General features: G+C 29.7%; 10 protein-coding genes and 1 riboswitch. Of the genes, 5 read left to right on the forward strand and 5 right to left on the reverse strand.

Annotated features, from left to right (window positions below; genetic code table 11):
- Positions 1 to 86: 86 nt before the first annotated feature.
- The 4 genes from dapD to I4U58_RS01330 all read right to left on the reverse strand — a co-directional run bounded on the left by dapD (position 87) and on the right by I4U58_RS01330 (position 3747).
- Positions 87 to 794, reverse strand: coding sequence for a 2,3,4,5-tetrahydropyridine-2,6-dicarboxylate N-acetyltransferase (dapD, locus tag I4U58_RS01315; protein ID WP_195929184.1), 708 nt, complete (start codon positions 792 to 794; stop codon positions 87 to 89).
- A 70-nt stretch (positions 795 to 864) separates the two neighbouring features.
- A complete protein-coding gene (gene dapB / locus I4U58_RS01320; protein ID WP_195929186.1) occupies positions 865 to 1611 on the reverse strand; it encodes a 4-hydroxy-tetrahydrodipicolinate reductase in 747 nt (248 codons plus the stop codon).
- Positions 1612 to 1697: 86 nt separating this feature from the next.
- A complete protein-coding gene (gene dapA / locus I4U58_RS01325; protein WP_195929188.1) occupies positions 1698 to 2609 on the reverse strand; it encodes a 4-hydroxy-tetrahydrodipicolinate synthase in 912 nt (303 codons plus the stop codon).
- Between the two features lie 133 nt (positions 2610 to 2742).
- Complete coding sequence (locus tag I4U58_RS01330) at positions 2743 to 3747, reverse strand: aspartate-semialdehyde dehydrogenase (protein ID WP_195929190.1); 1005 nt, start codon at positions 3745 to 3747, stop codon at positions 2743 to 2745.
- 172 nt (positions 3748 to 3919) lie between these two features.
- Positions 3920 to 4088: riboswitch (Lysine riboswitch) on the reverse strand.
- A gap of 496 nt (positions 4089 to 4584) precedes the next feature.
- On the opposite strand from I4U58_RS01330, the gene I4U58_RS01335 reads away from it, so the two are divergent.
- The 3 genes from I4U58_RS01335 (at position 4585) to I4U58_RS01345 (ending at position 10759) form a co-directional block, all read left to right on the forward strand.
- Positions 4585 to 5802, forward strand: coding sequence for an L-serine ammonia-lyase, iron-sulfur-dependent, subunit alpha (locus I4U58_RS01335; RefSeq protein WP_195929192.1), 1218 nt, complete (start codon positions 4585 to 4587; stop codon positions 5800 to 5802).
- A gap of 310 nt (positions 5803 to 6112) precedes the next feature.
- A complete protein-coding gene (locus tag I4U58_RS01340) occupies positions 6113 to 9289 on the forward strand; it encodes a sensor histidine kinase (RefSeq protein ID WP_195929194.1) in 3177 nt (1058 codons plus the stop codon).
- A gap of 351 nt (positions 9290 to 9640) precedes the next feature.
- Entirely contained in the window at positions 9641 to 10759 is a 1119-nt protein-coding gene (locus tag I4U58_RS01345; protein ID WP_195929196.1) for an amidohydrolase, read from the forward strand.
- Between the two features lie 249 nt (positions 10760 to 11008).
- Here the strand turns inward: I4U58_RS01345 and I4U58_RS01350 are convergent, their stop codons facing one another.
- Positions 11009 to 11197 (reverse strand): hypothetical protein, encoded by a 189-nt coding sequence (locus I4U58_RS01350; RefSeq protein ID WP_195929198.1) that lies wholly within the window; start codon positions 11195 to 11197, stop codon positions 11009 to 11011.
- 328 nt (positions 11198 to 11525) lie between these two features.
- On the opposite strand from I4U58_RS01350, the gene I4U58_RS01355 reads away from it, so the two are divergent.
- Together I4U58_RS01355 and I4U58_RS01360 are read left to right on the forward strand one after the other, a co-directional pair.
- Entirely contained in the window at positions 11526 to 12398 is an 873-nt protein-coding gene (locus I4U58_RS01355; RefSeq protein ID WP_195929200.1) for an N-acetylmuramoyl-L-alanine amidase, read from the forward strand.
- Between the two features lie 272 nt (positions 12399 to 12670).
- Entirely contained in the window at positions 12671 to 13642 is a 972-nt protein-coding gene (locus tag I4U58_RS01360; RefSeq protein ID WP_195929202.1) for a bile acid:sodium symporter family protein, read from the forward strand.
- Positions 13643 to 13789 lie beyond the last annotated feature (147 nt).

A 13789-nucleotide genomic window follows, 5' to 3' on the forward strand; every position in this document is an offset into this window, starting at 1 on the left:
ATTGACAATCTATCATATAAAAAAGACCATGCAAATTGGCAAGGTCTTTATCTATATAAATCTCTATTTTTATATTTTATTATTAATTATCCTCTTAAATCATCCATTAATTGAGTTTTACCAGCAGTTTTTTCGTCTTTCATTTTAACTACTTTAGCTGGTGAACCTGCAACAACAGCACCTGGTTCAACGTCTTTTGTAACAACTGATCCAGCAGCTACAACAGCGCCTTTACCGATTCTTATACCTTCTAATATTACACAGTTAGCTCCGATAACAACGTCATCTTCAACTATAACTGGAGTTGCTGAAGGTGGCTCAAGAACACCTGCTACAACTGAACCAGCACCTAGGTGTACGTTTTTACCTAATGTTCCTCTAGCGCCTACAACAGCATTCATATCTACCATAGTTCCTTCGCCTATAATAGAGCCGATATTTATAACAGCACCCATCATTACAACAGCATTTTTTTCTATAGTAACCATATCTCTTATTATAGCGCCTGGTTCTATTCTAGCGTCTATATTTAACATATCTACCATTGGTATAGCAGAGTTTCTAGCTGTATTTTCAACATACATATCTGTTATTTTATCTTTTATAGGAGCTATAGCTTCTGTTATAGTTTTGTAATCTCCTATTAGAGTATATTCTCCATTGTTTCCGAAAACTTTGAAGTTCTCATTTTTTTCTATTTCAGCAGTAGTAGAAACATAAATTTTAACTGGTGTTTGTTTTTCTGCGTCTTTTATATATTTTGCAATTGCATAAGCATCATTTAAATCTAACATGTCAATCTCCTTAAAACTTTATATTATTTGTAGTGTAAGTAGGTTAATCAAAATTTTATTAATATAAATTTTAGCCTAACATATCGTCCATATTATAGAAACCAGGTTGTTGATTTACTAAGTATTTTGCTGCAGCTATAGCGCCTTCAGCAAATACATTTTTAGAACGAGCTGAGTGATTTATTTCTAATATTTCGTCGTTTCCAGCAAAGATAGCGCTATGTTCACCGACTATAGTTCCACCTCTTACAGCATGTATTCCGACTTCGTTTTGTTGTCTTTTTCCTGTACGACCATGTCTGCCATAAATAAATTCAGATTGTTCTCTTATTTCCTTAACAGCATTTGCAATCATTACAGCAGTACCGCTAGGAGAGTCTACTTTTTTGTTGTGATGTTTTTCTATTATTTCTATATCAAAGTTGTTTAAATTTTTGGCAGCTTCTTTTACTAATTTAAGTAAGATATTTACTCCAAGTGACATATTGAATGATAAGAAGACAGGAATTTGTTTAGAAGCTTGATGGATTTTTTCCATTTCCTCATCATTGTATCCAGTAGTTGCAAGAACTACAGGAGTTTTTGTTTTTAGACAACAATCTAATATATCATCTAGTGCAAGTGGGTTAGAGAAGTCTATAACCACATCTGCATCTTCTTTTACTTCGGCAAAACTTGAGTAAGTGTTAAATTGATTATTAACATCATGGTGTTTTGGACTAACACCGGCAACAAGTTGAAGTTCTTCATCATCTAATACGCATTTTGTCAATACTTGACCCATTGTTCCGCTGTATCCGTTTATTATAACTTTCAATGTTATACCCCCTAATTAAGTTTGATTTATTTCAAGGAAGAATAATAAATTATTTATATTCTTCCCTGTCAAAATTAAGCTTCGATCTATTTTACTCCAAGTTCAGCAGTTTGTTTAACATCAAGACCAGCATTTATTAATTCTTGTTTTAATACTTCTAAGTTTTTCGGATTCATTTCACCAAGTGGTAATCTTAAGTGACCAACTTCAAATCCTAATAAGTTTAATGCTGTTTTAACTGGAACTGGATTTACTTCTATAAATAAAGCATCAATAAGAGCTTTTAAATCTAATTGTATTTTGAAAGAACCTTTAACATCACCGTCTAAGAATTTTGCAACTAAATCATGAGTTTGTTGTGGACAAACATTTGCTAAAACAGATATAACTCCGCTACCACCTAATGATAATAATGGAGTGATAGAGTCGTCATTTCCAGAATAGATTGCAAAATCATCTGGAACTAATCTAGCAACTTCAGCAACTTGAGCTATATCACCGCTAGCTTCTTTTATAGCAACTATGTTTTCACATTCGTTAGCAAGTTCAGCAACTAAATCTGGAGCAATATTAACTCCTGTTCTAGAAGGAACGTTGTATAAAATTATTGGTAAATCAACAGCATCAGCTATTGCTTTGAAGTGAGCTTTAAGACCAGTTCTATTAGCTTTGTTATAATAGGGTGTGATTATTAATAAAGCATCAGCTCCCATATCTTGAGCACCTTTTGCTAAACTAAGAGAATGTCTAGTATCGTTTGTACTAGCACCAGCGATAACTGGTATTCTTTTATTTACTGTATCGACGATACATTTAATAACATCTAGTTGTTCTTCATCAGTCATAGTACTAGCTTCACCAGTAGTACCAGTAGCAACTATGGCATCTGTTCCGTTAGCAATGTGGTATTCAACTAACTCTTTAATTTTTTCAAAATTTGGTGTGTTATCTTCATTAAATGGTGTAACTAATGCAACTGCAGAACCTGTAAATATCATATATATCTCCCCTTTTTATATCATAATCATTTTTAAAAATTATTTTATTAATACTAATTAAGTTTTGTTTACTAAGTTGTGAAACTGTTAAACATTTATTTTATTGAGTTTATAAATAAGTTATTTTGTCAGATTAAACTAAATCATTTTTTACTAATAATTCAGCTATTTGTACTGCATTTGTAGCAGCCCCTTTTCTTATATTGTCAGCAACTACCCATAAGTTGATACCATTATCAACACTAAAGTCTCTTCTTATTCTACCAACAAAAACTTCGTCATGTCCTTCAGCATCTACAGCAAGAGGGTATTCATCTTTAGCTGGATTATCAACTAATACAACACCTTCAGCGTTTTTGATTGCTTCAACAACATCTTCAAGCTCAAAAGGTTTATTAAATTCAACGTTGATTGATTCACTGTGAGCACCTCTAACAGGAACTCTAACAGTAGTAGCAGTAACTTTTATGCTATCATCATTAAATATTTTTTTAGTTTCATTTATCATTTTCATTTCTTCTTTTGTATAACCATTATCCATAAATACATCTATATGTGGTAAACAGTTATACGCTATTGGATGAGGATAGAATTGATTTGGTTTTCCAGCAATTCCGTCTTCTAAATCCTTAACACCTCTAACTCCTGAACCAGAAACAGCTTGATAAGTAGAGAATACAATTCTTTTTAAACCGTATTTTTCATATAAAGGTTTTAGTGGAACCATAGCTTGTATAGTAGAGCAGTTAGGATTAGCTATTATACCTTTTTTTATTTCTTTTATAGCTTCTGGGTTAACTTCTGGTACTATAAGTGGAACGTCTGGATCCATTCTCCATTGAGCTGAGTTATCTACAACTATTATGCCTTTTGATGCAACTATTGGAGCAAATTTTTCACTAGTAGCTCCACCAGCAGAGAATAATGCTATTTGAATATTTTTTCCATCAAAAGCAGTTTCAGTTAATTCTTCAACTGTGTAATCTTTTCCTGCAAAAGTTATTGTTGAACCAGCAGATTTTTTAGAAGAGAAAAAATATATATTTTCTATTGGAAATTGTCTTTCTTCAAGAACTTTTAAGAAAGTTCTCCCTACCATACCAGTAGCACCAACTACTGCTACATTAACTTTTTTCATTTTATATCACCTCATATAATTTATTGTATTTTGTATCTAATCATGATTACTTCCCAAATAGAGATATAAAAGTAAGGGGAGGGTATATATATAAATGGATACTGCAAAAGTAGATTTTGATATTAAAAAACGCACAAAGGAATACTTTGTACGTTGCTAACACAAATCAAAGTAAACCTGTAGCCCCCCACTTAGATAAGTGACAGTCTCATGTATCTTATACATGACCCCAGCATATACCTTCGCCAAGATATAAACTTCGGCAAATCATCCTTTCAGTAATTATCTACACTTGCCAGCTACTATTACTTACTGATAATCATTGCGCCTCTACTTAGGTTAGTTAATTGTTTTTGATTTTTAATAAGTTGTTATGAATTAATGTTATTACAAAATTATGGAAAAATCAACCGAATTGTTATAAAAAGTTAAAAAATTTAAAAAATAATGAAAAGTGTGGCGGAAAACATTTTTTTGGGTTAAAATAATAAAGTAAAAAGTATATTTAGGTTTAAAAAAATTACCATTACTGTAAAATAATAGAAATTAACAATAAGTATATGATTTATTTAAAGAAATATGTATAATGTTATGCGTAAGGATTTTTATCAAGCAGAAAAAGTAGGCATTTATTAATATAAATGCTTAAAAAATTTCTTCTAAAAGCTTTAGCATAAAAATATGCCTTAGGAAAATGTTTGGAATAATGATTTTCTGATATATGATTAATTTATTAAAAATGACAAACAATAATTATCATATACAACTATTATTATCAGATATTATTAAAAGTTTAACATACAAAAATAATTAATTTTTTATTAGGAGGAAAATTTAATGGAATCATTAAAAGAGCTTTATAAAATAGGTCCTGGACCATCAAGTTCACACACTATGGGACCACAAAGAGCAGCAAGAATATTCAACGAAAAAAACCCTAATGCAGCAAGCTTCAGAGCGCACTTATACGGAAGTTTAGCAGCTACAGGAAAAGGTCACTTAACTGACTATATAATAATAAAAACTTTAGAGCCTAAACATGTAGAAATAGTATGGCAACCAGAAGTAGTAAAAGAATTCCATACTAACGGAATGAAATTAGAAGCTTTAGATAAAGACGGAAATGTAGAAGATGAATGGACTGTATTCTCAATCGGTGGAGGTTCTTTAGCTGAAGAAGGTAAAAGAGGACATTCTTCTGCAAGTGTTTACCCACACGACAACATAGAAGACATTATAGAATGGTGTAGAGAAAACCACAAAAACTTCGTTGACTACGTAAAAGAATTCGACGATGAAGATATAATGGATTACTTAAGACAAATAAGAATAACTATGAGACAATCATTAAACGATGGTTTAAAAGCTACAGATGTTATTCCAGGAAAATTAAAATTAGCTAGAAGAGCTAGAACTTTCTTCAGACAATATAAAGTTAACAAACAACTTTCTTCAATGATATATGCATACGCTTTAGCTGTATCTGAGCAAAATGCATCAGGATTTGAAATAGTTACTGCTCCAACTTGTGGATCTGCAGGTGTATTACCAGCTGTATTATTCACAATGCAAGATTTCTATGGATTCGATGATGAAGCTGTAGAAGAAGGTCTTGCTGTAGCAGGTTTAATAGGTATAGCTGTTAAGAAAAATGCATCAGTTTCAGGTGCAGAAGTAGGATGTCAAGGTGAAGTTGGTGTTGCATGTGCAATGGCAGCAGCAGCGGCAGCATTCATGAAAGGTGCAGCTCTTAGAAAAATAGAATACGCTGCAGAAATAGGTTTAGAGCATCACTTAGGTATGACTTGTGACCCAGCTTACGGATATGTTCAAATACCATGTATAGAAAGAAATGCAATGGGAGCACAAAGAGCGTTAGATGCTGCTAACTATGCATTATTATCTGATGGTGTTCACCACGTTAAATTCGACCAAATAGTTAAAATAATGGACGAAACTGGTAGAGACATGATGGATAAATACAAAGAAACAGCTCAAGGTGGAATCGCTTTATTATACGAAGAAAGCGGAGAATTCGACGATAACGAAGCATAATAAAAAATTAATAATAAATATATAAAGAAACTACATCTAGATATTTTATCTAGGTGTAGTTTTTTTATTTGAGCAACGGACGAAGTCGTTGGCGATATGAACACAGTGAATTTTAAGCAACGGAATCTTCGATTCGTTGGCGCATGAGCGAAGCAAATCTTATACATAAATCCTTCTAAGAAAATATTACCTTCCTTAAAAATAAAATTCTACTTGGTATAATATATTAAATTAATATATACTAAAGTAGCACAAAACTATAAAAGGCAAATTTTATAATTTATTATAAAGTACTTAAAAAAGGTGGGCTATGATAAAAAATAAATATATAAAAAAGATATTAGTGATGGCGTGTATATTTTCTTGTATTAATATTAGTACGAGTTACGCGAATATAAGTGAAAATTATAATTTTAAAAATATTATGAGTGAAGATGGTTTATCTCAATCTACTGTAGAAACTATATATCAAGATAGTAAAGGATATATATGGATAGGTACTAATGATGGTCTTGATAGATATAATGGCTATGAGTTTAAACAATATAAATATAATAAAAATGATAAAAACTCAATAGCTAATAATTATATTGTTGATATTATGGAAGATAAAGACGGGTATATATGGATATCAACTATAAATGGACTTAGTAGAATAGATACAGATAATGATGAGATAAAGAATTATTCATCTGATAAAAATAATGGAAATTTATCTGATGAAAATTTATGGCAGATAATTTATACTTCAGAAGATAAATTTTTAGTTTCAAGTGTAAATGGACTTAATTTATATAACCAAGAGAAAGATAGTTTTGATAGAGTTTTATCTGATGAAGATGAACTTCCAAGTCAGTTTATATATTCTCTAAAAGAAGATTCTAATGGCCATATATGGGTCGGTACTGACAAAGGTTTAGTTGAATTAGATAAAAATTTAAAATTAGTAAATTCTTATCAAGATTCGATTGGAGAAAGTGAAATATATAACTTGTATGAAGACTTAAATAAGAATCTATGGGTTTGTACTGTAGATAAAGGTTTATTTAGAATAAATTTAAATGATAAAAGTATAAAGAATTATAAAAGTAGTGAAAGTAAGTTTTCTCTACCAAGTAACACTGTAAGAGATGTAATAAATAATTCAAAGAATGAGCTTTGGATTGGAACAGATAAAGGCCTTTGTTTATTTAATTATGAAACAGAGGAATTCGTAAGATATAGTAAAAAGGCGTACGAAAGCAATACTTTAGTAGATAACTCAATATTTTGTTTATTCAAAGATAGAAGTGGTCTTATATGGGTGGGGACATATAGGGGAATATCTGCATTTAATCCTAATACTAAATTCCAACATTACAAGTCTGACAAAGAAGACAGTAATAGCATAAGTGGAGATGTAATTCAAGGGATATACAAAGATGATGATAATTTAGTATGGATGGGAACGAGTGAAGATGGTATAAATATCATGAATGGGAAAGCAGTTGAGTATTTAAATACAGGAAATAGTAAATTATGTAGTAATGCAATACAAGATATAACAGGATATAAAGAAAAAATATTTATAGGAACAAATGACGGTTTATCCGTTTTAGATAAAAGTAGTGAAAATTATACTATAACAAATTATACAGAAAAAGATGGATTGCCATCAAATAAAATAAGATCTTTGTTTGTAGATTCTAAAGGACAGTTGTGGATAGGAACTAATAAGGGCTTGGCATTGTATTCAGATAACGAGCTTAGAGATATTACATATATTTTTGATGAAATGGGAGTATCAGATAAATTTATTAGAGCTGTTTATGAAGATTCAAAGGGAAATTATTATATCGGTTGCTTTCTAGAGGGAGGGTTAATAAAAATTAATCCAAAGGCTAAATCATATAAAATATATAAACATATTGAAAATGACGAAAATAGTATAAGTAATGACTGTATAAGATTTATAACTGAAGACCTAAAGGGAAACATATTAGTTGGAACAAGCTATGGACTAAATATTCTTAATTCTAATACAGATACATTTAGAAGTTATACTGAAAAAGATGGTCTTATAAATAATACTGTATATGGAATATTAGTTGATGATAAAAACAACATATGGATGAGTACAAATGGTGGAGTATCAAGACTTTGTGCTGAAGAAGGTATATTTGAGAACTTTACTATAACAGATGGACTTCAATCTAATGAGTTTAATGGAAGATCTTGTTTTAAAGCTAGTACTGACAATATGTACTTTGGTGGTATAAATGGATTTAATGTTTTTAATCCTAATAAAATACATATATCTAAATTTAAACCTAATATTATAGTTGATAATTTTGAAGTAAATGGATTAAATAAAAAAGATATATCAAATACTAAATTTAAATATAATGAAAATAATATAAAAATAAGCTATTTTACAGATGATTATGTAAATACAAAGACAACTCAATATTATTATAAATTAGATGGAGATGAAAAAGAGTGGAGTACAACCAAAAATAATTCAATTATATTTGCCAATTTAAGTCCTGGAGATTATACATTGAGAATAAAAGCTAAGAGCCAACATGGAGTAATAGGAGAAGAAACTGTAATTAAGTTTACTATTAAATATCCGTTTTGGAAAAGTAAATACGCAATATGCTTATATTTACTATCAATAATAATTTTGATACTTATAAATAAATATAAAGTAAGAAAGTTAGATAGATTGATAAATGAAAAAACTAATGATTTAAAATTAAAAATGGACGAAAATGAATTATTATTCAAAAAGGTACTAACACTAGAACAAAATAAAAATAATTACTTTATCAACTTATCTCATGAGCTTAGAACACCGTTAAATGTATTAAATGGTATTAATCAATTAATAAAAGATTTTTGCAATAAAGATGTATTTATAACTCCTAAAAAGCTATCTTATTATATGGATATAATGGAGAGAAATACTTCTAGATTATTAAATTTAATTAACAATATAATCGACAATACAAAAATTGAAAATAATAGCTACATACTGACTAAAGAAAAAACAAATATAGTTTATCTAGTAGAAGAAAACGTTATGGATATGAAAGACTATATAGAAGAAAAGGGTCTTGAATTAATTTTTGATACAGATATAGAAGAAAAGATTATTTCATGTGATAAAACAGAAATAGAAAGATGTATCATAAACTTAGTTGGAAATGCTGCTAAATTTACTCCAAAAGGTGGATTAATCCAAGTTATAGTAAGTGATTTAGGTGATAAAGTTAAAATATCGGTAAAAGATAATGGTATAGGTATTAGTGAAGAAAATAAAAAATTAATATTTAATAGATTTAACCAAGTTGTAGAAAATAACTCTGAAGTTAAGGGAGGGAGTGGTTTAGGACTTACAATATCTAAACAACTTATATCACTTCATGGAGGAGATATATATGTAGAAAGTGAAGTTGGAGTAGGGAGCGAATTTATAATAATACTTCCTGTAGAAAATGACTAAATACAATAAATTACAACTTATAAAATTTAATATTTATCACATTATAAAAATTAATCTAAAGAGATGTTAAATAAAAGTAACATCTCTTTTTTATATCTTCGTTGGCGTTATGAACGCAGTGAATTTTAAGCAACGGACGAAGTCGTTGGCGTTATGAACGTAGTGAATTTTTATATATTATGAAAAAGAGATTATGAGCATAAATAATTGGACAATTTATTAAAATTGTATATAATAAAATTATCTAAAAATTAAAACTATTAAATTATACATAATTGTAATTATAAAAATATATAAATTTAGGGAGAGATTTAGTAGTTAAAATATAAAGTTAAATTAGGGGGAAATTAAATGAAAGACATATCATATATAGATAAAATAGTAAAACAACATAGAACAAATCTACACAAATTAGCAGAACTTTCTCATGAAGAATTCAATACAGCTAAATATATAAGAGATTATTTAGACAAACTAGGTATACGATATGAAACTCCTTTAGAAACAGCAACAGTAGGAATAATTAAGGGGAATAATCCTAAAAAAACTATAGCTTTTAGAGCAGATATTGATGCACTTCCAACAGAAAACGGCGCTCAACATCTATGTGGTCATGATGGACATATGAGTATTCTTTTAGGATTTTTGGAATATATAATGGACAACAAAGAAAACTTAAATGATAATATAGTTTTTGTATTCCAACCAGCAGAAGAAGACACAGGTGGAGCAGAGCCACTAATGAAAGTGGGCATATTTAAAAAGTACAATGTAGATGAGGTATATGGTCTTCATATTCATCCAGATTTTCCAGAAGGGTATATAGGATGCAAAGCTGGGTACTTAATGGCACAAAATGGTGAGATAGATGTTGAAATAATCGGAAAAAGTGGTCATGGAGCTATTCCGCAAAATACAATAGACGGAATAGTTATAGGGGCTAATTTTGTTACTTCTGTCCAAAGTATTGTTTCGAGAAATCTAAATCCTATGGAAGGTGCTGTTCTTACATTTGGAAAAATGGCAGCAGGTTCTATAAGAAATATAATTGCAGAGAATGTCAAGTTAGAAGGAACAATGAGATGTTTTAATCCAGAAATTTATGACACAATGAAGAAAAGACTTTTTGAATTTGCAAAAGGATTTGAAATAGCATATAACTGTAAAGTAAATGTAAAAATAGAAGATGGATATATTGCAGTAAATAATGATGAAAATCTATTTAATGAATTTGTGGAGGCAGTTGGAAAAGAAAAAATAACAAAAACTGAACCTCTTATGATTTCAGAAGACTTCTCTTATTATCAAAGAGAAGTGCCAGGGCTTTTCTTTATGCAAGGAGCCAGAAATGAAGAGAAGGGATTTGTTAATGGTCTACATAGTTTAAGATTCGACTTTAACGAAGATATTATGTTAGATGCTATAAAAACTTATGTGAAACTACTTAAATTTAAAGGTTCAATAGAATAAATTATTATAGGTTAAACTTATTTTCTATAAAATTAAATATAGATTTATAATAAAAATCAGTTTACACCGTTTAGATGTAAACTGATTTTTTAAATTCTAAGGAAATTATATATTATCTGGTTTGTGGATAATATATAATTTCCAACCTATTCACTAAAGCAACGGAATCTTCGATTCGTTGGCGCTATGAGCGAAGCGAATTTTAAGCAACGGACGAAGTCGTTGGCGCTATGAGCGAAGCGAATTTTTTTATCTAATGTCAAATAATAATCCTGCTTTATAATCGTCGTCGCTTATATCTGTTATTGAATCGATATTTCTTAGAATCATGTCCTTATGATCATCACTCATTGGAATACCTTCTTCCTCTAATGATTGAATAAATTCTAAGTTTTTGATTAATCTTTCTACTGATTCGTTAAGTTTATCAAAATCCATGGCAGTATACCTCCTGTATTTGTTTGAAATTTAATTCCTCACTCCACCCAAATTCAGGATACAACGATGTTTTTGATTTATAATTGAATTTCATCATTGATTCCTCCGTATATATTATTTTCGAAGTCCCTCAACCAAGTTTGAAAAGCAATTTTGTTTCTATTATTATTATAGAGTTTAAATCGTAGAAATAAAAGGGAAAAAACAAAAAAACATTGGAATCACTAATAGAATCGTAAAATGCTCTTTAATAAAATTGATTAAAAAACTTTTAACATTTATAATTATATGTAACAGGGGAAATTTTTATGATTATAAGGAGGGAAAAATGAGAAAAAAATCATTAATACTATTAGGGATACTTATTATATCAATGATAAGTTTTGGTTGTTCAAACTCCAACCAATCAAGTGACAATGAAGTTATATCAAATCAAAATAATTCATCGCAACAGTCTTTACAAAATAATCAAGAAAATTCAGCGGGGAATAATTCACAAGATAATAACAACTCACAAAGTAATCCACAACAAAGTCAAATAACTGATAATGATAATTCACAAAATAAAACTGGACAATATGTAATTTGTATAGACCCAGGTCATCAAGCAAAGGGAGATATGAGCCAAGAGCCAGTAGGACCAGGTTCATCTGAAACTAAGTTTAAGGTGTCATGGGGTACACAAGGTGTATCTACAAATATTCCAGAATATGAATTGACATTAAGTGCATCAAAAATTTTAAAAAGCTATTTAGAACAAATGGGATTTAAGGTAATAATGACTAGGGAAACTAACGACGTAAATATTACAAATTCAGAAAGAGCAACTTTTGCAAATGAAAATAATGCAGATTTAGTAATTAGAATTCATGCTGATGGTTCAGAAGACCAATCTGTAAGTGGGGCATCACTTCATATTCCAGCACAAAACGGTCAATATACGAGCAAGATTTATCCAAAGAGCAACGAATGTGCAGAGATTATGATGGCTAGCATGAGACAAGCTGGATTTAAAGTGAATAATATATACCAAAGAAGTGATTTAACAGGATTTAACTGGTCGGAAGTACCGGCTGTGCTAGTTGAAATGGGATATATGTCTAATCCAGAAGAAGATCAAAAAATGTCACAGACATCTTATCAAGAAAAGATGATGAAGAGTATAGCTGAGGCAACACAAAAATATTTCAATCAAAATTAATCGAAAAAATACCATAACAGACCTTTTTTATATAAAAAAACATATAGTTTTTTACGAAGAATGAAAATTTTCAGTTTTTTCATAAATTTCTCTAAAATGCCTTGACATCATATGACAAAAGTATTAGTATTATGTAATACTTGAACAAGGAAAATATTACCTCATAATGTTTTTAGCTTGGGGGAGCTTAAGACAAAGGTAGATATTCTTTATCAGGGGAATCAAAATCGGGGATATTTTGATTATATATATTTAAAAAGGGGGAATAAACAATGAAAACATTAGAAAAAATAAGCGACTTTGTAGGAAAGTATATGGCAATTATAGTATTAGTTATAGCTGCAATGGCGCTATTTGTACCTACTTCATTATCATGGGTTAAGACATCTTGGGTAAATTACTTATTAATGGTGGTTATGTTTGGTATGGGGCTTACGATAAAACCAGATGACTTTGTAATAGTATTTAAACAACCTAAAAATGTTATCATAGGATGCTTATCACAATTTACAATAATGCCGTTATTAGCATTTGTATTGGGGAAATTATTTAAAATAGACGACGCATTATTAGTAGGTTTAGTATTAGTTGGTACATGCCCAGGGGGAACATCTTCTAATGTAATGAGTTTCTTAGCACAAGGAGACGTAGCATTATCTGTTGGAATGACTAGCGTTTCAACAATACTAGCACCAATATTAACACCAGCAATAACATATTTATTATTAAGAACAACTGTAGATATAGATGCATTTAGTATGTTTTTCTCAATAATACAAGTTGTTATAGTACCAATAGGTCTTGGATTTATAGTTAACAAATTATTCTACAAATTTACTTCAAATGTAAAAAAGGTACTTCCATTAATATCAGTTACAGCTATAGTAATGATAGTTGCAGCAGTTGTATCAGCAAACTCAGCAAAAATACTTACAACAGGATTAGTAGTATTTGCAGTAGTTATACTACACAACTGTGGAGGATATGCACTTGGTTACACAATAGCTAAGATGTTAGGATTAAATTTAAGTCAAAGAAAAACTATAGCTATAGAAGTTGGAATGCAAAACTCAGGTCTTGCATCAAGTTTAGCGACGACAGCTTTTCCAAATTTAGCAATGGCAACAGTACCAGGGGCAATCTTCAGTGTATGGCATAATATATCGGGGGCAATAATAGCGAGTATATTTTCTAAGATGAAAGATGATGAAACACAATCAAGTAATCGAGAAAGTGTAAGCTAAGATTCGGAATTATAATAGGAAAATTTAAGTGAGATATTTTTTATATAAGATGGCTTTTATCGATTTAGAAGTCATCTTATTTTTATGAATTTATGTATAAAAGGCTTTAATATGGCAATACTCCTAAATATAGAAGGAGTGTTAAAT

The sequence above is a fragment of the Clostridium sp. 1001270J_160509_D11 genome (genome assembly GCF_015667935.1).
In the GTDB taxonomy this organism is placed as follows: Bacteria; Bacillota; Clostridia; order Peptostreptococcales; family Peptostreptococcaceae; genus Intestinibacter.

Bases quoted from the DNA above. Each gene is read 5' to 3' on its own strand.
- I4U58_RS01345 (WP_195929196.1), top strand. From the start codon at position 9,641: ATGAAAGACATATCATATATAGATAAAATAGTAAAACAACATAGAACA.
- I4U58_RS01360 (WP_195929202.1), top strand. From the start codon at position 12,671: ATGAAAACATTAGAAAAAATAAGCGACTTTGTAGGAAAGTATATGGCA.
- I4U58_RS01340 (WP_195929194.1), top strand. From the start codon at position 6,113: ATGATAAAAAATAAATATATAAAAAAGATATTAGTGATGGCGTGTATA.
- I4U58_RS01330 (WP_195929190.1), bottom strand. From the start codon at position 3,747: ATGAAAAAAGTTAATGTAGCAGTAGTTGGTGCTACTGGTATGGTAGGG.
- I4U58_RS01355 (WP_195929200.1), top strand. From the start codon at position 11,526: ATGAGAAAAAAATCATTAATACTATTAGGGATACTTATTATATCAATG.
- I4U58_RS01350 (WP_195929198.1), bottom strand. From the start codon at position 11,197: ATGGATTTTGATAAACTTAACGAATCAGTAGAAAGATTAATCAAAAAC.
- I4U58_RS01335 (WP_195929192.1), top strand. From the start codon at position 4,585: ATGGAATCATTAAAAGAGCTTTATAAAATAGGTCCTGGACCATCAAGT.
- dapA (WP_195929188.1), bottom strand. From the start codon at position 2,609: ATGATATTTACAGGTTCTGCAGTTGCATTAGTTACACCATTTAATGAA.
- dapD (WP_195929184.1), bottom strand. From the start codon at position 794: ATGTTAGATTTAAATGATGCTTATGCAATTGCAAAATATATAAAAGAC.